At 42.4% G+C, this 21,052-nt stretch carries 23 protein-coding genes; 5 read left to right on the top strand and 18 right to left on the bottom strand.

Annotated features, from left to right (window positions below; genetic code table 11):
* Positions 1 to 33: 33 nt before the first annotated feature.
* The 4 genes from prc to Q4592_RS01470 all read right to left on the bottom strand — a co-directional run bounded on the left by prc (position 34) and on the right by Q4592_RS01470 (position 3,529).
* Positions 34 to 2,046, bottom strand: coding sequence for a carboxy terminal-processing peptidase (gene prc / locus Q4592_RS01485; protein WP_137673281.1), 2,013 nt, complete (start codon positions 2,044 to 2,046; stop codon positions 34 to 36).
* Between the two features lie 28 nt (positions 2,047 to 2,074).
* The gene (gene proQ, locus Q4592_RS01480; RefSeq protein ID WP_303508856.1) at positions 2,075 to 2,704 is read right to left on the bottom strand and encodes an RNA chaperone ProQ; all 630 of its coding nucleotides are present in this window, start codon (positions 2,702 to 2,704) and stop codon (positions 2,075 to 2,077) included.
* A gap of 81 nt (positions 2,705 to 2,785) precedes the next feature.
* A complete protein-coding gene (locus Q4592_RS01475) occupies positions 2,786 to 3,265 on the bottom strand; it encodes a GAF domain-containing protein (RefSeq protein WP_303508854.1) in 480 nt (159 codons plus the stop codon).
* A 3-nt stretch (positions 3,266 to 3,268) separates the two neighbouring features.
* Positions 3,269 to 3,529: a YebG family protein gene (locus Q4592_RS01470; protein WP_137673284.1), complete on the bottom strand. Its 261-nt coding sequence runs from the start codon at positions 3,527 to 3,529 to the stop codon at positions 3,269 to 3,271.
* Between the two features lie 167 nt (positions 3,530 to 3,696).
* On the opposite strand from Q4592_RS01470, the gene Q4592_RS01465 reads away from it, so the two are divergent.
* Genes Q4592_RS01465 through rsmF form a run of 4 tightly spaced genes read left to right on the top strand, consistent with a single transcriptional unit; the run spans position 3,697 to position 8,884 of the window.
* Entirely contained in the window at positions 3,697 to 4,263 is a 567-nt protein-coding gene (locus Q4592_RS01465; protein ID WP_303508849.1) for a paraquat-inducible protein A, read from the top strand.
* Positions 4,247 to 4,855, top strand: a complete 609-nt coding sequence (locus Q4592_RS01460) for a paraquat-inducible protein A (RefSeq protein ID WP_303508847.1) — start codon at positions 4,247 to 4,249, stop codon at positions 4,853 to 4,855. Before Q4592_RS01465 ends, Q4592_RS01460 begins: the two co-directional genes overlap by 17 nt.
* The gene (locus tag Q4592_RS01455; protein WP_303508845.1) at positions 4,842 to 7,445 is read left to right on the top strand and encodes a PqiB family protein; all 2,604 of its coding nucleotides are present in this window, start codon (positions 4,842 to 4,844) and stop codon (positions 7,443 to 7,445) included. Before Q4592_RS01460 ends, Q4592_RS01455 begins: the two co-directional genes overlap by 14 nt.
* Positions 7,412 to 8,884: a 16S rRNA (cytosine(1407)-C(5))-methyltransferase RsmF gene (gene rsmF, locus Q4592_RS01450; RefSeq protein WP_303508842.1), complete on the top strand. Its 1,473-nt coding sequence runs from the start codon at positions 7,412 to 7,414 to the stop codon at positions 8,882 to 8,884. The genes Q4592_RS01455 and rsmF overlap by 34 nt, the downstream gene beginning before the upstream one ends.
* A 108-nt stretch (positions 8,885 to 8,992) precedes the next feature.
* Here rsmF and Q4592_RS01445 read toward each other — a convergent pair whose 3' ends face one another.
* The 13 genes from Q4592_RS01445 to yceD form a co-directional block, all read right to left on the bottom strand.
* Positions 8,993 to 9,772, bottom strand: a complete 780-nt coding sequence (locus Q4592_RS01445) for a TatD family hydrolase (RefSeq protein ID WP_303508840.1) — start codon at positions 9,770 to 9,772, stop codon at positions 8,993 to 8,995.
* 6 nt (positions 9,773 to 9,778) lie between these two features.
* Positions 9,779 to 10,702 carry a hypothetical protein gene (locus Q4592_RS01440; RefSeq protein ID WP_303508837.1) on the bottom strand — a complete coding sequence of 308 codons (924 nt, stop codon included), beginning with the start codon at positions 10,700 to 10,702 and terminating at the stop codon, positions 9,779 to 9,781.
* Positions 10,703 to 10,714: 12 nt separating this feature from the next.
* Positions 10,715 to 11,344, bottom strand: a complete 630-nt coding sequence (gene tmk / locus Q4592_RS01435) for a dTMP kinase (RefSeq protein ID WP_303508832.1) — start codon at positions 11,342 to 11,344, stop codon at positions 10,715 to 10,717.
* Between the two features lie 4 nt (positions 11,345 to 11,348).
* Positions 11,349 to 12,341: an endolytic transglycosylase MltG gene (gene mltG, locus Q4592_RS01430; RefSeq protein WP_137673292.1), complete on the bottom strand. Its 993-nt coding sequence runs from the start codon at positions 12,339 to 12,341 to the stop codon at positions 11,349 to 11,351.
* On the bottom strand, positions 12,331 to 13,122 hold the full coding sequence (gene pabC, locus Q4592_RS01425; protein WP_303508830.1) for an aminodeoxychorismate lyase: 792 nt from the start codon (positions 13,120 to 13,122) through the stop codon (positions 12,331 to 12,333). The genes mltG and pabC overlap by 11 nt, the downstream gene beginning before the upstream one ends.
* A 73-nt stretch (positions 13,123 to 13,195) precedes the next feature.
* A complete protein-coding gene (gene fabF / locus Q4592_RS01420; protein WP_137673294.1) occupies positions 13,196 to 14,440 on the bottom strand; it encodes a beta-ketoacyl-ACP synthase II in 1,245 nt (414 codons plus the stop codon).
* A gap of 74 nt (positions 14,441 to 14,514) precedes the next feature.
* A complete protein-coding gene (gene acpP / locus Q4592_RS01415) occupies positions 14,515 to 14,751 on the bottom strand; it encodes an acyl carrier protein (RefSeq protein WP_016403339.1) in 237 nt (78 codons plus the stop codon).
* Between the two features lie 165 nt (positions 14,752 to 14,916).
* Complete coding sequence (gene fabG / locus Q4592_RS01410) at positions 14,917 to 15,651, bottom strand: 3-oxoacyl-ACP reductase FabG (protein WP_137673295.1); 735 nt, start codon at positions 15,649 to 15,651, stop codon at positions 14,917 to 14,919.
* Between the two features lie 13 nt (positions 15,652 to 15,664).
* Positions 15,665 to 16,597 (bottom strand): ACP S-malonyltransferase, encoded by a 933-nt coding sequence (gene fabD, locus Q4592_RS01405; RefSeq protein WP_303508821.1) that lies wholly within the window; start codon positions 16,595 to 16,597, stop codon positions 15,665 to 15,667.
* A gap of 15 nt (positions 16,598 to 16,612) precedes the next feature.
* The gene (locus tag Q4592_RS01400) at positions 16,613 to 17,572 is read right to left on the bottom strand and encodes a beta-ketoacyl-ACP synthase III (RefSeq protein WP_303508819.1); all 960 of its coding nucleotides are present in this window, start codon (positions 17,570 to 17,572) and stop codon (positions 16,613 to 16,615) included.
* Between the two features lie 7 nt (positions 17,573 to 17,579).
* Positions 17,580 to 18,605, bottom strand: a complete 1,026-nt coding sequence (gene plsX / locus Q4592_RS01395) for a phosphate acyltransferase PlsX (protein ID WP_303508816.1) — start codon at positions 18,603 to 18,605, stop codon at positions 17,580 to 17,582.
* An 11-nt stretch (positions 18,606 to 18,616) separates the two neighbouring features.
* A complete protein-coding gene (rpmF, locus tag Q4592_RS01390) occupies positions 18,617 to 18,790 on the bottom strand; it encodes a 50S ribosomal protein L32 (protein ID WP_016403344.1) in 174 nt (57 codons plus the stop codon).
* Between the two features lie 12 nt (positions 18,791 to 18,802).
* Positions 18,803 to 19,333: a 23S rRNA accumulation protein YceD gene (gene yceD / locus Q4592_RS01385; protein ID WP_137673298.1), complete on the bottom strand. Its 531-nt coding sequence runs from the start codon at positions 19,331 to 19,333 to the stop codon at positions 18,803 to 18,805.
* 129 nt (positions 19,334 to 19,462) lie between these two features.
* Between yceD and Q4592_RS01380 the strand changes: the two genes are divergently transcribed.
* The gene (locus Q4592_RS01380) at positions 19,463 to 20,047 is read left to right on the top strand and encodes a nucleoside triphosphate pyrophosphatase (RefSeq protein ID WP_303508803.1); all 585 of its coding nucleotides are present in this window, start codon (positions 19,463 to 19,465) and stop codon (positions 20,045 to 20,047) included.
* A 38-nt stretch (positions 20,048 to 20,085) separates the two neighbouring features.
* Here the strand turns inward: Q4592_RS01380 and rluC are convergent, their stop codons facing one another.
* Positions 20,086 to 21,036, bottom strand: a complete 951-nt coding sequence (gene rluC, locus Q4592_RS01375) for a 23S rRNA pseudouridine(955/2504/2580) synthase RluC (RefSeq protein ID WP_303508801.1) — start codon at positions 21,034 to 21,036, stop codon at positions 20,086 to 20,088.
* Between the last annotated feature and the right edge of the window lie 16 nt (positions 21,037 to 21,052).

Genomic DNA, 21,052 nt, shown 5'->3' with positions numbered 1-21,052 from the left:
GCTATAAGCTGGCTTTTCTAATTATGACAAACATTAACTTGGGTTACGTAGCTCTAAGTAATCTAGAGCAATTTCAGCAGCTTCAGTTAAAAATGCATCATCTAGTTCTAAATCTTTCGGCGCATCTTCTAAATCTTTAACGGGTTCTTTACCTAAGCGAACTAAGCGCTCATTTAATCGAGCTAATTGTTTCTGCTCTTTTTCATCCCGCTGCGCGATACGCGATTTTTCACTTAAGCTAACCGACACCATATCTTTATCTTTACGGTAGTCAGCTATGTCACTAACGATATATTGAAACTCTGTATCATTGGCAATTCGTGCTGAATGCTTTTTATCTAAGGCTTCAATATAAGGACTAACGTCACCCAATAGCTTGTACTGAGCGGGCTTTATCTTGTCCCAAGGTAGTGCGTTATCTTCTACACTTTCACCAGTTTCTTCTGGCAACAAAGCTGAAGGATAAGAGATATCAGGTACTACACCACGGTGCTGAGTACTACCGCCATCGATACGATAAAACTTAGCAATTGTGTATTGAACATGACCTAATTCATTTTCGTACAAATCGTAAATTCGACCTAAACCGCGATGCTGCTGAACAGTACCTTTACCGTAACTTTGTTCGCCTATAACCAGAGCGCGCCCGTAATCTTGTAACGCAGCAGCAAAAATCTCTGATGCTGAAGCACTATAACGGTCAATTAACACCACCATTGGGCCGCTGTAAGTTACCGAATTACTCGTATCATTGTTAACGGTAATGCGGCCCAGCTGATCACGTACTTGAACTACAGGCCCTTGCGGAATAAACAACCCGGTTAACGCTGTTGCCTCGGTTAACGCACCACCGCCATTTCCACGTAAGTCGACGATCAGTGAGCTGATGTTTTCTTCGTCAAGTTTATTGAGCTCTTTGCTAGCATCTTCGCTTAAGTTTACGTAAAAGCTCGGTACGTTAAGTACCCCTACTTTCTTACCATGTAGCTCAATAACTTCGCTTTTGGCTGCGCGGTCTTCCAGACGAACCTTGTCGCGAATAATATCAACAACTTTAGTTTTACCATCGACTTTGCCACCCGATGCCAAGATTTCTAAACGAACAGTGGTTCCCTTAGGGCCTTTGATAAGATCGACAACGTCATCTAAACGCCAGCCGATAATATCCACAATCTCATCTTCGCCTTGGGCAACACCCACAATCTTGTCTTCTGGACCTAGTTGGTTACTCATTGCAGCAGGGCCGCCGGGTACCAAACTACGAATAACCGTATATTCATCTTGACCTTGCAACACCGCTCCAATGCCTTCAAGAGATAAATTCATCTCCATTTTGAAGCGCTCTGCAGTGCGAGGAGACAAATAGCTGGTATGCGGTTCAATGCTACGAGAATATGCATTCATAGCCGTTTGGAAAACATCTTCACTGCTAGTTTGCACCAAACGTTTAATCGCACTGTTATAGCGTTTAGCTAACACCTCTACAATTTTGTCGTGATCTCGACCCGCAAGCTTTAAGTTAAGCGCATCGTACTTAACCTTTAAACGCCACAGCTCTTTTATCTCTGCTTGGGTTTTAGGCCAGTCTGCTTCACTGCGGTCAAATTGGAAATCTTCGTCTTTAGTGAAATCCATCGGCTCATCGAGAACCTGTAATGAATAGACTAATTGCTGGTAACGACGTTTAAGGGACAAATCAAACATTGAGTAAAGCGGTTCTAAACGCCCAGCTGGAATGTCTTGATCTAAACTAAATCGGTAGCGTTCGAAGCGAAGAAAGTCTTCCTCAAGAAACAAGCTGCGATTGTAATCGAGCTGTTGTACGAACTTATCAAACATTTCGCTGGAAAGTTCATCATCGAACGGAACACTGCGGTAGTGTGAACGAGAGTATAAAGCGCTGATCCTTTTAGCCGCGGTTGCATGTTGGCTTTGCTGGCTTAATGTGGGTAGCGCGTCTTGTCCTAATGTAGGCGTTTGAGCCAACAACAGAGTTGAGTAACTAAGCGTTAAAAAAAATAGCCACAGACGGCTCAAATATTTCATAGGCACCTATTCTCACTACTAAAAACGATTATGCGACGATATGTTCTGCTTTAACTTTAACTAACATACCGCTTTTAAGTGTAACAGCAATGCCATCTTTTGTTACTTCTGAGATCTGGCCCGGCATTGGTGTTTTTCCAACCAATACACGCACTTGCTTCCCAGCAACTAAATCTTTACTGTCGATTTTTTCAATCGGCTTTTTCTCTACCGCTGGTTTATTAGTACTTTGTTTCGGTTTACTAGTACGTTTAAATTCAGCTTTAGCCTTACGTTCGCCAGATTTATTTTTGTCGGCTTTTTCGGCCTGCGCTTTCTTGTTAGCAAAAGCTTTATCTTTGCTTTCTTTCAAGGTTTTTTGCGCGTGTTCTACATGCTCTTGCTCAATTTCAGCACCTTCAACACCGTCTAAGTCAACTCGCTTAGAACCCACTTTAACGCCATGTAGGTAGCGCCAGCTTGAAGTGTATTGGCGCAGTGCCGAGCGAAGTACAGTATTACTAACTTTCTCGTCTTCTTTTAGACGTTCAGCTAAATCCTGAAAAATACCAATTTTAAGTGGCTTAGCTTCACCTTCTGTAGAGAAACAGTTAGGAAATTGCATTGCCAAATATTGAATGACTTCTTTACTATTTTTCAGTTTATTAGTTTGTTCCATGATGACCTTTCTTAAACATCTCTTCTGGTACAGCGACAGGGCTGATTTCGGCTATTATAGTGAGCGTATATTGAAAAGCCATTAAAAATGCACATCCGCCAAGTTATTTTCCAGCACGTTAACTAAATGCTCGATACCAATTTGGTCATCGGCACCAAAACGGGAAAGCTTAGGACTATCAATATCGATTACCCCAAAGAGTTGCCCATTTAAACGGAATGGCACCACAATTTCAGACTCACTCGCGCTATCACAAGCAATGTGGCCAGGAAAACTATGCACATCAGCCACTCTTAGAGTTTCTTGCTGAGCAAAGGCCTCGCCACACACACCTTTACCTACAGTAATAGAGGTACAAGCAGGTTTACCCTGGAACGGGCCCAAAAATAATGTGTCTTTGTTTTGGTTTGTTAAATAACAACCAACCCAATTTATATCGCTTAGCTCTAGCCACAATAAAGCAGAAAAATTTGCTAAGTTTGATATGTAAGGTAGGTCTTTGTCTAAAATAGCGTCTAACTGTTTGCCAAGCGTGATATAACGTGTTGATACCTGTTCCAAGCTTTAAGCCTCTTCTTCTATCATTGATGGCTCAAACTCTTGGCCCTTTAGCACCTGTTGTAAAGCGTTGCGCTGCGATGAAAGGTAAAAACCTAAGTTTTCTGCTTGTTGCTCGTTAAGTTTTGGCTCTGCGTGCTTAATCAACAATGTAAGTTGATCGGCAACATCTAACATTTTGTCGTAGTTATCGGCTTCTTTCTTTGAGCTAAAAGTCATTTTCTCTACACCGTTCCGTTCGACGACATATTTAATAATTACAGCCACCGCTGCCTCCATTTACTGTTTTTATATACAGGATAGTATGCATCATTCATTTTTAAACTACTAGTGACAAATTTTTACAGCATAGTTGGCTCGACTTGGCTAATATGTAGATTATGAAATCTTCTGAGTTATCAAAGCTATCCATTTGCCCAAGTTGTGATCTTTTAGTGGATACGCACGCCCATTGCAGAGCCGGTAAAGTTCTTATTTGCCCACGCTGTAAGCATACCTTAGCGCGAGGTAACAGAGCCCGATTTTCTAGCCAATTTGCACTCGCCGTTACCTGCTTAATTATGGTGTCTCTTGCTAATACTTACCCTTTATTAAGCTTTACATTCTTGGGAATACCCAGCTCAGCTAACATTCTTCGTGGCACAGTATTGCTGTTGGAGCACGGCTATTACCTAGTAGGTTTTGCTGTTGTTATCGCCAGTTTCATTGCACCAATAATGCTTTTTAGCCTTATTTGTTACACATCGTTGTCGTTAAGCAAGGGCTGGAAAGCGCCAGGTCTTGCCACTGCGTTGCATTTTCAAGATGATTTGATTCACTGGAGCATGATTGAGGTTTATATCGTCAGCTTTTTAGTCGCCCTAGTAAAACTGGTTGAATATGCAGATATTGATTTAGGTTATGGCCTCTGGTGTATATGTATTACGCTATTGTTATCTACTCGTTTAATTCAACGAATAGAACCAGCAGAGTACTGGGAGCGCTATGTACACATCCGCTAAGCAAATGGGTTTAAAGCTCTGTAGACACTGCAAACTTTCTATGTCCGAAGAGCAAACTCATTGCCAACGCTGTCATATGCGAGTGCATACCAGAACCCCAAACAGCCTGCAAAAGTGTTGGGCATTTGTTATCGCTGCTACAGTAGGCCTTTTCCCCGCCAATCTAATGCCTATTACCGTGCTAAGTACCCGCGGAGCGCCTCAATACGAAACAATAATGTCTGGTGTAATTAGTTTAATAAAAGACGACATGGTAGGCATTGCCATCGTCGTTTTTGTAGCCAGTATTGTTGTTCCAGTTATGAAACTTGTTGGCTTAATCGTGATTATGCTCAGCTTGCAATTCAAGATGAATTTAGATAATCGACAACGTATTGTTATTTATAGGATAATTGACATTATCGGCAAATGGTCGATGCTTGATCTGTTTGTACTGTCAATTATGATTGCGGTTTTCGAACGTAACAATTTAGTTGGAGTAGAAGCCGGGCCCGGCGCTACTGCGTTTGGTGCAGTTGTGTTGTTAACACTATTTGCTGCTAAGTCATTCGACACAAGAATTATATGGGATAAACAACTTGAACAACGCTAGCGCTCCAGAGATTAAAAAAGAACGCGTAATCTCCCCTATTTGGTTGCTGCCTATTTTAGCGATAGTGCTAGGAGCATGGCTACTATTTAAAGCATGGTCGGAAGCCGGTGTAAAAATTGACATTGTGTTCGAAAGTGCCAAAGGTATTACTGCAGGGCAAACACAGTTGTTCTATCAGGGTTTAGATATCGGCGTAGTTAAGTCAGTCGCATTAGCCCCTAAATTGGAAGGGGTAATAGTAAAAGCAGAAGTTAAAAGAGAAGCCGAACAACTTTTAAAAGCTGACAGCCAATTTTGGTTAGTGACACCGAAGGCCTCAATTACAGAAATTAGTGGTTTAGATGCCTTAGTATCTGGCAACTACATAGAACTAAACCCTGGCACAGGGAAATATGACGACAGTTTTGTTGCCCTCTCGGAACCGCCAAACATCATTAGAGGTAAAGGTCTGAACGTGCGACTAAGCGCTGACGATTTAGGCTCTCTAAATATCGGCTCCGCGATTTACTTTAAAAAGATTAAAGTTGGTGAGGTTCAACGTTACCAACTTACAGACGAACACAAAGTAGAATTTGATATTCAAATAAGGCCTCAGTTCGCTCATTTAGTGAAAATAAATACGCGCTTTTGGAATGTGAGTGGCTTTGAGGCAGATATTTCCCTAGACGGAATGCAGATAAGCAGCGAGAGCTTAGCCAGTGTTATTTCTGGTGGTGTAAGTTTTGACAGTCCTCTTCAATCTGCCATTGCCACAAAAGGGCAAAGCTTTACCCTCTACGATAACTTAAAGGATTCTCACCGCGGCAAACCGATTCAAATTAGTATGCAACAGCAAAATGGATTGGTGGCAGGTAGGAGTAAACTAATTTATCGAGGCGCTAACATTGGTTTTATTAGCGAAATTATAAACAACGGCAGTCATGACCAGTTTACTGCTAAAGCCTTGGTTGAGCCCAAATACGAAGATTTGTTTAATAGCTCTACTCAACTTGTTCTTATCAAACCCGAAATTGGCTTAAATGGCGTTAAAAATATAGGGGCCTTAGTCGGCGCTAAGCAGATAGAAGTTATTGCCGACCAAGGAGAGCTTGCTACACAATTTGAGCTATCTTTAGCCCCTAAGCCACCACAGGGCAGTAAAGCCTTCACGCTGACTACTGATAACGTTAAAGGTGTGAGCTCAGGTAGCCCTATTGTCTACAATGGACTAACCATAGGTAAAGTTCTTGCGCTAACCCTAAAAAACCGAAGTTTTGAGTTATCGACATATATCGCACCAGAATTCGCAAGCCTACTCACCATTAATTCTCGTTTCTATAACCAAAGTCCATTAGCAGTAGAAGCAGACTTGAATGGCATCACTGTAGAAAGCAGTGGTTTAAGCGGATTTATACAGTCTCCTATTATTTTGTTACCTGGGCAGTCCAAAAAGTCTAGCACCAGTAAAACGTTCCGATTGCATCACAACAAACAAGCCGCTTTGCTTTCTAAAGAAAAAGCGCTGGCTCCGCTTAAGCTTACGGTAAACACTGACTATTTAGGTTCTTTAGCTGAAGGGGCACCAGTACTATATCGACGTGTACCGGTGGGTAAAGTAGATTCTTATCAGCTACTTAAAGATGGGAAAATAGAAGTTGAGCTAGAAATCTACGGTAATTACCGTTACCTAGTCACTGATAACACGCGTTTTTGGCATGCCTCTGGCCTAGAAATTAAAGCCAGTTTAGAAGGATTAACGGTAAATAGTGAGTCATTAAAATCACTCGTGTTAGGCGGTATAAGCTTTGACCAATTCGACGAATTGGCTAAAGAAACCCAGCGCACTATTTATAAATCAAAACAATTGGCGACTAAACGGCACTTAAATATCGCCCTATCTACTCAAGATAGCCACGGCATATACAACAACATGCCAATTAAATACCAAGGCCAGCAGATTGGTAAAATCACCCAACTGAGATTTAGTGAAGACTTAAGCACATTAACGGCAAGTGCTGAGCTAGATTTCCCTTATTATCGCAACTTCGCACGCAGTGGCAGCTTGTATTGGCAAGAAAGTGCATCGATTAGCTTATCTGAAGTGAAAAATTTGGATACTTTGGTCAAAGGCGATTTTATTAACGCATTGCCTGGTAAAGGGAAACCGCTTCAAACATTTAAGCTGTTAAAAGAGGTGCCTAATACCGACAAGGGTTCACTACATGTGTGGTTAAGCTCAAGCCATTTTGGCTCTCTCAAAATAGGCAGCCCGGTATTATATAAACAGTATAAAGTGGGCACTGTTGATAAAGCGAAATTAGAACTGGATGGCTCAAAAATTCTAGCGCGACTCAATATTGACTCAAATTATCGCCATTTAGTTAGGGCTAATAGTGTATTTTGGAATGCCTCAGGAGTGGATGTAAAACTTGGATTAGGCGGGGCAGATATTCGTCTTGATTCAATGGAAACCCTGTTAACTGGGGGTATTGCCTTCGCGACTCCAGAAACAACGCCGTTGGCCGAATCAGCAAATGATAACGATAAATATCAATTACAGTCCACATACGACGAAAAATGGCTACAATGGAGCCCTTCTATTCAACCTTAGACCTATTCGTTTTGACTAAACCAATTAACTTCCCAGCCAAATTCATAGAGCGCATTGAAAAAGACCTTCCCAGCGACCTGAGTTTGGCTAGCTTTAAAGCGATTTGCCAGCAACCAATGCGCAAAAGTATTAGGGTTAATACCTTAAAAACCGATGTGCAGCAGTTTACTCAGTTAGCTAAGAATAATGGCTGGCAACTAGAACCCATCCCCTGGTGCGAAGAAGGCTTTTGGATTGAACGTGAAAACGAGAACGTCTCTTTAGGTAACACAGCTGAACATATGGCTGGACTGTTTTACATCCAAGAAGCTAGCTCCATGTTACCGGTAAGCGCCCTATTTCATTGCTTTGATGCTAACAACGATAGTCTGTTGTTAGACGCAGCCGCAGCGCCCGGGTCCAAAACCACTCAAATGGCCGCCAAGCTTAAGGGGCAAGGCGCTATTGTCGCCAATGAGTTCTCCGCGAGTAGAGTAAAAGTGTTAAGCGCCAATTTACTTCGCTGTGGAGTAACAAATGCAGCTATCACCCACTTTAGTGCTGAGGTATTTGGCACTTGGATGCCAGAGAAATTTGATGCCATTTTACTTGATGCGCCATGCTCTGGTGAAGGCACTTTAAGAAAAGACCCACAAGCTTTGGATAACTGGAGTGAACAGCATGTCGAGAGTATTGCTGCATTACAAGGTGAGCTATTGGGCAGTGCACTACATGCACTAAAACCAGGTGGAACCGTCATCTATTCAACCTGTACTCTTAACCAACAAGAAAACCAACAAGTGATTGATAAGGTTAATCTTCAATACCCGAATAGCTTTGAACCAATCAGTCTGAGCCAGCTTTTTCCTGATTGCCAAAAAGCGATAACCCCTGAAGGGTATTTGCACGTTTGGCCACAACGCTTTAACAGCGAAGGATTCTTTGTTGCTGCTTTACGTAAGTCAGACCAATCAATGCCTACTGAAGTGATTAAAAAGCGGATTAAGCCCTTTGCTTATAAAGCGGCAAGCGCAAAGCAAACGAGCGCCATACAACTGCACTTTTCACAATCGTTTGGCCTTACACTGCCAACTGATTATTCGGTATTTATTAAAGGCAGCGACTTCTGGTTATTACCTAACAGCTTTTTGTTAGTTAAAGATGAGATGCGTTTTGAGCGAGTAGGAGTAAAATTAGCCGAAGAGTTTAAACACGGCTTTAGAACAAGCCACGATGCAATAACAGCTCTAGGTGCAAACATCAGCAACAACCTCATTGAGTTAAATGGTCAACAAGCCCATGAGTTTTATCAAGGGAAAGATATTGCCTATCCAAACTCGAATAAAGGTGAAGTAGCACTAAGCTATCAAGGCCAGGTAATAGGATTAGGTAAGTGGATTAGAAACAAAATTAAAAACTCTTACCCACGTGAATTGGTTAAAGACAAGGGGCTAGCGTGAACTTGCAAATACAGTATTTGCAACTACACTTAGCAAACTATTAGCGCAAGGCTCTACACAGAGCCATTCCCCTACGCTCCGCTCAAGGACTAGAGTGGAGCCGTTTTTTTAAGGCTTAGCCAAGCTGAACAAATCGAAGAAGTTTTTCGTGGTTTGCTCTGCTACTTCTTCTAAGCTTACCCCTTTAATCTTCGCCAAACATTTCGCCACATCTAATGTATAAGCGGGTTGGTTTTCATCACCACGATGCGGAACCGGTGCTAGATAGGGACTGTCTGTTTCAACCAAAATTCGATCTAACGGCAACTGTTTGAAGGTATTTTGTAGCTCTTTCGCCGAATTAAAACTAATAATACCGGAAGCCGATATGTAAAAGCCCATCTCTATCGCTGCTTCCGCCATCTCTAAGCTTTCGGTAAAACAATGCAATACCCCTTTACAGCGCTCTGCATTATGTTGTTTCAATAAGTTAAGCGTATCTTCTCGCGCGTCACGAGTATGGATAATTAGGGGTTTTTGGTGTTTAACCGCCAGCTTAATGTGTTGAGTAAACACCTCATGCTGTAGATCTTTGTGTTCTTTAGCGTAGAAATAATCTAAACCAGTTTCACCCACTGCAACAACCTTAGGGTGGCTCAAGTATGATTCCATCAGCTCCAAGTCAAAAGCTTGGTCTTGAACATAAAGAGGGTGCATGCCGCAAGATGCAAATACATTATCAAACTCCCCTACTTTGTCCATCATACTGGGAAACTTGTCTGGTGAAATAGCAACGGCAAGGCAATAATCTACCCCTACATTTTTTGCTTTTGCTAGGGCCTCAGCCACGTTTTGATGTTTGTCTTTATAATCAAGTCGGTCTAAATGACAATGTGAATCTACTAACACGTATTGTTAATCCTTAAATTCGGCAAACAACGGGTAGAGCTGTTGGCCCACGTTAAGTCCGGGAAATTGTTCTAATTGTTTGTTTAGCGATAACCAGTCTCGGTAAGCCCGCCCTAGCGTGCTTGTTAAACTAGAATTTAGTGCAAGTTGTGGAAAAACTGCTGGCGAATCTAAACCTTTGGCAATGCTAAAACTTAAGGCCAAACTTTGACCTAGCCAAAGTAACTTATTGCTATCTTTCTGAATCAGCTCGGCCAATTTGTTAGGTTTTGCTTCAACCATTTGTTTGAACTGCAATAAAAACTGTTCTAGTTCGGTGTAGGTTTGGTCTCGATAAAACTCGGCAATGGTTAGCGGGGAACCGTTACAAAATCGGTATATTAACGCGAAGTTATCATCTAACCTTACTTTCTGTTTACTTAACCAGTGCTTCACCAAGTCTTGTTCAGGCGTTGTGATGGTTAACAACTGACAGCGACTAAGAATGGTTGGCATCGCTTTGAACGGTAGATGATTAACTAGAATAAAACGAGTGTCTGCAACCGGTTCTTCTAAGGTTTTTAGCAAGGCGTTATTGGATGCCATATTCAGCAAAGCAATATCTTGTATGATCGCGACTTTATTTTTACCAATACTACTGGTTTTATTAGCCCACAGGCTTAGCGCACGAATATCATCAACTTTAGGTTTGTCTTGATTAAGTAAAAACAAACTTCCATGAGCGCCAGCATCAACCAATTTACAACTGTGGCATTGATTGCAGGCTTGGTGTTGTTGTTCGGAGCAGAGAATTGTTTTGGCCACAAACTGAGCTAACTGCAGCTTACCTAAACCCTTTTCTCCCCGTAGTAGTAAACTTTGCGGGAAAGTATCTGCACTTAATTGGGCTGATAATTGCTTCCAGGCTTTTCCTAACCACGGCAAACTCATCGTAATTCTCGCTTATAAACCGGCTAGATAATCTTTAAGATGCTGAGAGATGTCGCTAGCGACTTGCTCAATATTTTGGCTAGCATCTATTTTAACGATATTGGATTTGCTCTCCGTCTGCTCTAGATATACAGCTCGACTACGCTCAAAAAAGCTCAAGGCTTGTTGTTCAATTCTATCTAGTTCACCACGGTGGCGAGCTCGACTTAAACCAAGGCTTGGTTCTATGTCTAAATAAAGAGTGAGATCGGGTTCAAAATCGCCAATGGCGATCTGCTTGATGGCAGCAAGTTTTTCAACACCCAATTGGCGGCCACCGCCTTGGTAGGCTTGTGAGCTAAGATCGTGTCGATCTCCAATAACCCACTTACCACTTGCTAAAGCAGGTTTAATGCGAGTTTCAACTAATTGTGCTCGAGCAGCATACATTAATAATAACTCGGTGCTATCACAAACTTGTTCTTCGCCGACGCCCTGCTTCACGATATCTCGTAATGCTTCAGCTATTGGCGTGCCGCCAGGCTCCCGAGTATTAATAAATGGAATTTTTCGTTTGCTTAATAATGCCTGAATAGCGGCAACCGCAGTACTTTTACCTGCGCCTTCTAGCCCTTCTATTACAATAAATTTACCAATAGTCATGTTGTTACTTCTTTAATATGTATTTTCTAACCGCTCGGTTGTGTTCTGCAAGATTCTTAGAGAAGTAATGCTCACCGCCACCTTTGGCTACAAAATAGTAATAGTTCGATTTTTCAGGATTAAGGGCGGCAATAATAGCATCTTCGCTAGCCATCGCGATTGGCGTTGGAGGTAAAGCGCGAATCACGTAAGTATTGTAGGCCGTGGCTTCTCGCAAGTCTTTACGCCGTATATTGCCATCATAACGCTCGCCCATTCCGTAAATAACCGTAGGATCAGTTTGCAAACGCATACCTTTGTTTAAGCGATTAACAAACACCGACGCAATGCGCGGCCGCTCAAACTTGGCTCCCGTTTCTTTTTCAATAATTGAGGCCAAAATCAAGGCTTCGTATGGTGATTTAAGCGGCACTTTTTTATTACGTTTGTCCCACTGCTCTGCAATTACTTTTTCTTGCGCTACAAAAGAACGTTTAATAATGTTTTCTGCAGGAGTGCCATGAACAAAAAAATAGGTTTCTGGCAGCAATAAACCTTCTAGCTTGGTAAATTCACTACCAAGCCAAGTTAACAGCTCTTGTTCCGTTTTGCTGCTCGCTTTAATACCTTTGGTTTGGTTAAGCTTTTGCCAAAACTGAGTATACGTTTCACCTTCAATCAAGCTTACTTTTAACTGCACAACCTTACCGCTTGCTAATATGTCCGTAAGCTGTGCATAGCTAAGTTCAGGCGGTAGTTGGTAATGACCAGTTTTAATTTGGCTATGCTGAGGGTGAAGTTTAAACCACACTCTTAGCCACCAATTATCTTGCTCTGCATCTAGAAATACGTTTTGAGCAACGCGATAAAAATTATCGCCAGAGCTCACTTCAATTTGTTCTAATTGAGTGTCTCGTGCTTCCTGCCACTGAGTATTCAGATAGTCATCAAACCATGTGTAAGCCGCAAAGCCTGCTAGAGAAAAAAGTAGAACAATAACAACTAATTTACGAAACATGATTCACCAAATCTTGAAACCATCGACAAACGGGAAACTGATTAAACTTACGTTCATCAAACTGTTTAACTGGAGCAAACTGGATAATTGAGTTACTCATAAAAATTTCATCTGCACCTAACAAATCGGATAATGAAAAAGTACCGAGCTTAAGTTGATAAGGCGAATGCTGAATGCTATTCAGAAGAAACTGACGCTGCACACCTGCAACACCGGCCCCGCCAAGATCACTCGTATAAATGTGATTTCCCTTTACCCAAAACAAGTTAGAAGCCACCCCCTCAACAACGTGATCATTTATATCTAAGCAAACCAAATCATCAAGGCCACGTTCGTCAGCTTCAATCTTTAGCATAACTTGCTCTAAACGATTTAGAGTTTTAACCGAGGAATAAAGGCAACCATAAGATAAGCGCTGAGTAGCAGAGCCTACTCTGAGTCCGTTTTTTTGCAGATCAATATAAGCCTTGGGATAATCAGCAGTGTTAATTAAAATGGTTGGCGTAGCCACTTTAGGAGGAGCGTACCCTCGCCCACCTTGGCCACGACTAACAACTATTTTAGCCACGCAGATTTGACGGCCAGAGACCTTTAGCTTTACCTGGTCAAGTAGGCTCTCTAAGTCTATTTCTGGAAACTTTAAGACTCGCTGAGCATTTAACAAACGCTGCTGGTGATAGTCCCATAGTTCTACTTCACCCTTCCTCACCAGCATTGTCGTGAAGAATCCATCGCCATAATTAAATCCGCGATCAAGCACAGATAACTCAGAGCCCTGCAAAAGCGATATCCCTAAACATAAAAAAGCCCGATGATAACATCAGGCTTTGAATAGCTGTAGCGTAGAAAAAAGATTATGCGTCAATTTTCTTAAATACTAACGAGCCATTTGTTCCGCCAAAACCAAACGAGTTAGATAAGGCGTAATCAATTTTTGCGTTTCGAGCGCTGCCAACAACATAATCTAAGTCACAACCTTCACTTGGGTTTTCCAAGTTAATGGTAGGCGGCGCGATTTGATCACGAATAGCGAGTACTGAAATAATTGCCTCAACAGCGCCCGCAGCACCTAATAGATGTCCGGTCATCGATTTAGTTGAGCTAACCAATACATCTTTAGCATGATCACCAAAAACATTTTTCACCGCTTGAGTTTCAGCAACGTCACCAGCAGGTGTCGACGTACCGTGCGCATTGATATAATCAATCACAGAAGCATCAATGCCGGCGTCTTTAATGGCTGCAGCCATAGAACGCGCTGCACCATCACCGTCGGCTGGAGGTGAAGTCATATGATATGCATCGCCACTCATGCCAAAGCCAACAAGCTCTGCGTAGATTTTAGCACCACGTGCTTTAGCGGCTTCGTATTCTTCAAGCACGACTACACCAGCACCGTCGCCTAGTACAAAACCATCACGGTCTTTATCCCAAGGACGACTTGCTTTTGTTGGGTCGTCGTTGCGAGTAGATAAGGCTTTAGCAGCACCAAAGCCGCCCATGCCTAAATGGGTAGACGCTTTTTCTGCACCACCGGCTAACATCACTTCAGCGTCGCCATAAGCGATCATGCGCGCCGCTAAGCCAATAGCGTGGGCACCTGTAGTACATGCGGTAGTAACAGCGATATTAGGGCCCTTTAGGCCTTTCATTATCGATAAATGTCCTGACACCATGTTGATAATGGTTGAAGGAACAAAAAACGGACTAATTTTACGTGGTCCATTCTTTAAATAATTTTCATGATTTTGTTCAATTAAACCTAGGCCACCAATGCCAGAGCCAATTGAAACCCCAATGCCGTGAGCATTTGAATCAGTTACTTCAATACCTGCGTCGTCAAAGGCCATAAGCCCTGCTGCAATACCGTATTGAATAAACGCGTCCATTTTACGGGCGTCTTTTTTAGTCATGAACTCTTCAACATTGAAGTCTTTCACTAAACCGGCAAAGCGGGTTGGGAATGCTTCTACATCAAAGTGTTCGATTGGGCCAATACCACTTTGACCAGCCTTAATAGCTTGCCAAGTTAATTCAGCGGTATTACCTACTGGTGATAAAGCACCAATACCAGTAACAACGACTCTACGCTTAGTCACTGAAATGCCTCCAGGGGGGATTTACTTATCTTAGGGGGATTCAAAACGGGCGACTGACGTCGCCCACTTTTTTACTAATCTTGATTATTTAGAACGTAATCAATTGCAGCTTGTACAGTAGTGATTTTTTCAGCTTCTTCATCAGGAATTTCAGTATCGAATTCTTCCTCTAAAGCCATAACCAATTCTACTGTATCTAAAGAATCAGCGCCTAGGTCATCTACGAAAGAAGCTTCGTTTTTAACTTCGTCTTCGCTTACACCAAGTTGCTCGATGATGATTTTTTTAACACGTTCTTCAATTGCACTCATGACAATATTTTTCCTTAGTAAATACGCTTCTGCGTTGTTGCGATAGTGTATTCAAACCGAATTACTTTGCAAGCCTAACCGTAGTGGTCTAACCACGTTTTTCGTAGTTATTTTTGTAAAAAACTTGCGATCTATCAATTTTTTGCACATTTTTTAAGCCACTGCTTAAACCATGTACATTCCACCATTAACGTGAATAGTTTCACCTGTTATATAAGCAGCATCTTCGCTGGCTAAAAAGGCAACCGTTTTGGCGATTTCTTGAGCATCACCTAAACGTGCCATAGGCACTTGCGACAAGATAGCACCACGTTGATTATCGTCAAGTGCTCGAGTCATATCTGTTTCAATAAATCCTGGGGCAATCGCATTTACTGTGATTCCGCGAGAAGCCACTTCACGTGCTAAAGAACGCGTAAAACCAAGTACTCCAGCTTTAGCTGCAGCGTAATTCGCTTGGCCTGCATTGCCCATGGTGCCCACCACTGAGCCAATACTGATAATTCGGCCGTTTCGCTTTTTCATCATTGAGCGAAGTACCGCTTTACTCAAACGGAAAATAGACGTTAGGTTAGTATTAATAATATCTTCCCACTCGTCATCTTTCATGCGCATCAACAAGTTATCGCGAGTAATACCGGCATTGTTTACTAGGATATCGATATCCCCGTATTGAGCTTTGATAGCCGCAAACAATTGTTGAATCGAATCGCTAGAGGTTACGTCCAACGCTAAACCAGTACCGTTTTCACCTAGGTAATCAGCAATTGCTTGAGCACCCTTCTCAGATGTAGCTGTACCAATAACTGTAGCGCCTTTTGCTACTAACGTTTCTGCAGTCGCACGACCAATGCCTCGACTTGCGCCAGTGACTAGTGCAACTTTACCTTGTAAGGTCATTAATAAATCCTCGTTACTTGTTATCTAAAGCTGATTTAATTGACGTTAAATCGTTAATTGCCGCAGCTGCCATAGGTTTATGAATACGTTTTACTAAGCCACTGAGTACTTTTCCAGGACCACACTCATAAACCGAGTCAATGCCTTTGGCTGCCATTGCTTCTACCGTTTCTGTCCAGCGCACTGGGCTATATAGTTGCTTAATTAGCGCAAGTTTAATTGCTTTAGCGTCTTTCTCAATCGCAACGTCTACGTTGTTAATCACATCAAACTGAGGTGTAGAGAACGTAACGCCTTCAATATAACCAGCTAACTCATCTGCTGCCGGTTGCATTAATGCACAGTGAGATGGAACACTAACAGGCAAAGGAAGTGCACGTTTTGCGCCAGCTTCTTTACACAACACGTTCGCGCGCTCTACGGCTTCTTTGTGGCCAGCAATAACAACCTGACCAGGTGAGTTAAAGTTAACTGCTGTTACAACTTGGTCTTCAGCCGCTTTTTCACAAGCGTCAATAATCTCTTGGTTACCTAAACCGATAATTGCAGACATAGCGCCGATACCTGCTGGTACAGCTTGTTGCATCAGTTGTCCGCGATATTCAACCAGTTTTAGCGCGTCAGCAAAATCAAGCACGCCTGCACACGTTAAGGCAGAGTACTCACCTAGGCTATGCCCTGCTAATATAGCGGGTTGTTGGCCACCCTTTTCATTCCACAAACGCCATAGCGCTACAGAGGCAGCTAATAATGCAGGTTGAGTGCGGCTCGTATCGTTTAAATCTTCTGCGGGGCCATTGGCAATAAGTCCTGCCAAGTCGTAACCTAATACGTCTGAAGCCTGTTTAAAGGTGTCGGCAACTACTGCATATTCTCCGGCTAATTCAGCCAGCATACCTACGCTTTGTGAACCTTGACCGGGAAAAACAAATGCTAATTTACTCATCATCTATCCTAATAATTAAAATCTGACTAGGGCACTGCCCCACGCAAAACCACCACCAAAAGCTTCTAGTAATACTAACTGGCCACGTTGAATGCGTCCGTCACTCACTGCTTCGTCTAAAGCAATAGGAACAGATGCGGCTGAAGTATTACCATGTCGATCTAAAGTCAGTACCACTTTTTCAAGCGGCATGGCTAGCTTTTTGGCTGTAGCTTTAATAATTCTGAAGTTTGCTTGGTGAGGAACCAACCAATCTAATTCTGTTTTCTCAATATTGTTAGCGGCTAAGGTTTCGGTCACAATTTCGCTTAAACGAGTAACCGCCACTTTGAATACTTCATTGCCGCTCATGCTCATGTAAGACTCCATCTCAGTGCCAGACATACCACGCTGAGGATGAGGGAGTTTTAATAGATCACCATATCGACCATCGGCGTGGATATGGGTAGATAAAATACCAGGCTCTTCACTCGCACCTAACAATACACAACCGGCACCGTCTCCAAACAAAATAATGGTAGAGCGATCTTCAGGATCACACATCTGCGATAACCTATCGGCACCAATCACTAGCGCAGTTTTAACTAAACCACTTTTAATGTATTGGTCGGCAACACTTAAGGCATAGGTGAAACCTGCACACGCGGCGGCTATATCAAAGGCTGGCACGCCAGGTAGCTCTAACTTAGCTTGTACTTCACACGCGGCTGCGGGAAAAGCATTTTCGCTAGAAGTAGTCGCAAGAATAATTAAGCCTATGTCGTTTTTATCTATACCCGCTCGTTCTATTGCTAACTCTGCAGCGTATGCGCCCATATCAGCGACCGTTTCATCACTAGCAGCGATACGACGTTCTTTAATGCCGGTTCGATCAGTGATCCACTGGTCACTGGTTTCTACCATTTGCTCAAGATCTGAGTTAGTTCTTACATTACTTGGCAGATAACTACCTGTAGATAATATTTTTGAGTACATAAATGACTTAATGCTTATCCATTAATAAAGATTCTAGTTTGTCGGTAATACGGCTTGGCACTTGTTGCTGTATTTCGGCAACCGCTTGGTGAATAGCTTGCAAAAATGCCGTTTCATCGGCATGACCATGGCTCTTGATGACAATTCCGCGCAATCCTAACAGACTCGCGCCATTATACTGGTCGGGGTTCAATTGTTTTAGCTGTGTTTTTAAGCTTGGTAAAAACAAAGTCAATATAAAACGAGCAAACCAGTTTACGTCAAACTGCTTCTTTAATTTAGCCAATATTAGCTGAGAAACACCTTCGGCGGTTTTTAGTGCGATATTGCCTACAAATCCATCACAAACTATTACGTCAGCTTTGCCGCTAAATATTTGATTACCCTCAACAAAGCCAATGTAATTAATTGCGTTAGAGTTTTCAAGAAGTTGCGCAGTCTGTTTTACGACATCATTACCTTTGATTTGTTCCTCACCAATGTTGAGTAAGGCTACACGAGGGTACTTTAAGCCCCACACGCTTTCGGCTAATGATGCCCCCATTACTGCGAACTGCATCAACACTTCAGAGTCACAGCTAGAATTAGCACCGAGATCAAGCAGTAAACTACCCCGTCCATTTTGTTCTGGCAAATGGCTAATTAAAGCTGGTCGCTCGATACCTGGCAGCAGTTTTAATACAACTTTTGCCATGGCCATAAGCGCGCCTGTATTACCCGCGCTTACGCAAGCGTCGGCTTGATTCTGGTGCACCAAATCTAAGGCTAAACGCATTGAAGACTGACGGCGAGAACGTAAAGCAGTTAGTGGTTTATCGTTAGCAGTAACAACTTGAGTAGTGTGAATAAATTCTAAGCGGGGATGCTGAGCGAGCTTATGCTCAATCAATAGGGAATTAATAAAATGCTTGTCACCGATTAAGGTAACATTTAGATGAGGGTAATAGTTAAGTGCCTGCGCAACGGCAGGCACTGTAACATGGGGGCCAACATCGCCCCCCATTGCATCAACTGCAATTGTAAGTTTTTGCAAAATGCAAAAATTTACTTGTTAATTACCTTGTTACCGCGGTAGTAACCGTCAGCAGTAACATGGTGACGGCGGTGAAGCTCGCCTGAAGTTGCGTCAGTTGTTAATGCAACATTGTTTTCAATTGCGTCATGTGAACGACGCATGCCACGTCTTGAACGTGTAACTTTACTTTTCTGAACAGCCATTGACCCAGTCTCCTAGTCTTTCTTTTTTAAACTTTGTAACACTGCAAACGGATTCGGTTTAGATTCTTCCTCTACAATGTCGATTTTTCCAAATACTTGTTCGTCTTGCTTTACTAAACAGTCTTCTAAAGAATGCTTAGGTATAATTGGTAACGCCAGTAACAGCTCGTCCTCAATTAAATCAGCGACTAAAAAGTAGTTGTCTTCATCTAATTGCAGTGGTTCGTAATCTTCAGGTAACTCTTCCACTTGCGATTCATCGCAGACTGGCGAGTAGGTAAACTCAACATCAATAGCATAGCTAAAAGCTTCACCACAACGTTGGCATTCCAACTCCACCTCAGTTAACGCTTTGCCTTGAACGACAACCAACCCTTGCGGGTCAGTTCCAAAGCGTAACCAGACGTCTACATCACTATTCACTTTCAAGGTTGCATCGCTAAGACGAGGCAATCGTTTGATTTCAAGTGAACCTTGATAATCTAACTTTCGCTTGGCCGTCTTAAACGGGTCAATCTCTACTGGTAATTTCACTTTTTGCATAAGGCGCGCATATTATAGTTACACTCAGTGATAGTCAAAACAATTTCTGCTTTTTTCATGCCTTTAAGCGTCGCTATCACTATAGTTTGCGTTTAAAATCACCAGACCGCTCATTTTGGTTAAAAAACGATGAAAAATCGCCTAGTTTTGGCTTCAAGCTCACCTTTTAGAAAACAACTGTTACAAAAAATTATTTCTGAGTTTAACACTTTCAATCCAGATATAGACGAAACACCTCAATCAAATGAAACTGCTAGGCAATTAGTATTGCGTTTAGCAGAGCATAAAGCACTCGCAGGAAAACAAACTTTCCCAGAGCACCTTATTATAGGCTCCGATCAAGTATGTTGTATTAACGGTAACATTGTAGGTAAGCCTGGCGACCACAAAAGTGCGGTAAATCAACTAAGCCAAGCCAGCGGCCAAGTTATTACCTTTTACACGGGCTTAGCGCTATATAACAGTACTACCCAGCAGATGAGTAGTTTAGTAGATACTTTTGACGTAGGTTTTCGAGACCTTAGTCCAGAACTCATAGAGCGCTACCTAAAAGCTGAGCAACCTTATAATTGCGCAGGAAGCTTTAAAAGCGAAGGTTCTGGCATTGTACTGTTTAAACATTTAAGAGGTGATGACCCAAATAGTTTAGTCGGACTGCCGCTAATAAAGTTATGTGCATTATTAGAGCAACAAGGCGTAAAGCTGCTTGATTAACAGATTAAGGAGGTACTTTCTCCTTAATCTGTTAACTACTATAAAGGCGTTAGCTTATCTAAATAGCTTTTTAAGCTTGACTCTAAAGGTGCGGTTAAGTGCATTTCTTTTTCTGTAGCAGGATGAGTAAAGCGTATTTGCCATGCATGTAAGAACAAACGATTTAAACCTTGAGATGCTGCCTCACTGAGCAACTCTCTACTCGTGTATTTATCATCACCAGCTATGCTATGCCCTTCATATTGGCTGTGAACCCGGATTTGATGGGTTCGGCCGGTTACGGGGCTAGCTTTCATTAGAGTCATATCAGCAAAGCGACGCTCTATTCGGTAACGTGTTAGCGAAGCTTTACCTTCTTGGTGATCAACGATCACTATTCGTTCACCAGACGCCACTGCGTTTTTGCGTAAAGGCGCATCTACCGTTTTTGTAGATTTAGGCCACTGCCCGTGAACTAAGGTGAGGTAATCTTTCTGCACCACCTTTTCTCTAAGTTGCCTATGCATTTCACGTAACGCGCTGCGTTTTTTAGCCACCACCAACAAACCCGAGGTATCTCGGTCAATCCGATGCACTAATTCTAAGTAACGGCAATCTTGGCGTAGTGAGCGTAATGCTTCGATAACCCCAAAGCTGAGGCCACTTCCGCCATGAACGGCCATGCCCGAGGGTTTGTTAATAACCAACAAACAATCATCTTCATATACAATGTGCTGCTCTAACTGCACCACCTGATTCAGTTTATTAGAAGGTAAACCCGTTTCTTCGGCAACACGAATCGGTGGGATGCGCACAATGTCACTACCCACTACTTTGTATTCGGGTTTAACCCTCTTTTTGTTAACCCTAACCTCCCCTTTGCGTAAAATGCGATAAATACGACTTTTAGGTACCCCTTTCAGCCGTTTTAATAGGAAGTTATCTATTCTTTGTCCAGCCTCGTCGTCACTAACAGTGACCATCTGAACTGCTTTATTTTCGGTATTCATAGCAAAAATTGTAACA

The sequence above is a fragment of the Agarivorans sp. 1_MG-2023 genome, from assembly GCF_030548385.1.
GTDB lineage: Bacteria > Pseudomonadota > Gammaproteobacteria > Enterobacterales > Celerinatantimonadaceae > Agarivorans.
The sequence above is the reverse complement of the archived record's forward strand: the minus strand, read 5'-3'. Positions and strand labels throughout refer to the sequence as shown.

What these genes read in the sequence shown, in the direction of transcription:
- prc (WP_137673281.1), bottom strand. Translation starts at nt 2,046, where the DNA reads ATGAAATATTTGAGCCGTCTGTGGCTATTTTTTTTAACGCTTAGTTAC.
- proQ (WP_303508856.1), bottom strand. Translation starts at nt 2,704, where the DNA reads ATGGAACAAACTAATAAACTGAAAAATAGTAAAGAAGTCATTCAATAT.
- Q4592_RS01460 (WP_303508847.1), top strand. Translation starts at nt 4,247, where the DNA reads ATGTACACATCCGCTAAGCAAATGGGTTTAAAGCTCTGTAGACACTGC.
- rsmF (WP_303508842.1), top strand. Translation starts at nt 7,412, where the DNA reads ATGGCTACAATGGAGCCCTTCTATTCAACCTTAGACCTATTCGTTTTG.
- Q4592_RS01440 (WP_303508837.1), bottom strand. Translation starts at nt 10,702, where the DNA reads ATGAGTTTGCCGTGGTTAGGAAAAGCCTGGAAGCAATTATCAGCCCAA.
- tmk (WP_303508832.1), bottom strand. Translation starts at nt 11,344, where the DNA reads ATGACTATTGGTAAATTTATTGTAATAGAAGGGCTAGAAGGCGCAGGT.
- mltG (WP_137673292.1), bottom strand. Translation starts at nt 12,341, where the DNA reads ATGTTTCGTAAATTAGTTGTTATTGTTCTACTTTTTTCTCTAGCAGGC.
- acpP (WP_016403339.1), bottom strand. Translation starts at nt 14,751, where the DNA reads ATGAGTGCAATTGAAGAACGTGTTAAAAAAATCATCATCGAGCAACTT.
- fabG (WP_137673295.1), bottom strand. Translation starts at nt 15,651, where the DNA reads ATGACCTTACAAGGTAAAGTTGCACTAGTCACTGGCGCAAGTCGAGGC.
- fabD (WP_303508821.1), bottom strand. Translation starts at nt 16,597, where the DNA reads ATGAGTAAATTAGCATTTGTTTTTCCCGGTCAAGGTTCACAAAGCGTA.
- Q4592_RS01400 (WP_303508819.1), bottom strand. Translation starts at nt 17,572, where the DNA reads ATGTACTCAAAAATATTATCTACAGGTAGTTATCTGCCAAGTAATGTA.
- rpmF (WP_016403344.1), bottom strand. Translation starts at nt 18,790, where the DNA reads ATGGCTGTTCAGAAAAGTAAAGTTACACGTTCAAGACGTGGCATGCGT.
- yceD (WP_137673298.1), bottom strand. Translation starts at nt 19,333, where the DNA reads ATGCAAAAAGTGAAATTACCAGTAGAGATTGACCCGTTTAAGACGGCC.
- Q4592_RS01380 (WP_303508803.1), top strand. Translation starts at nt 19,463, where the DNA reads ATGAAAAATCGCCTAGTTTTGGCTTCAAGCTCACCTTTTAGAAAACAA.
- rluC (WP_303508801.1), bottom strand. Translation starts at nt 21,036, where the DNA reads ATGAATACCGAAAATAAAGCAGTTCAGATGGTCACTGTTAGTGACGAC.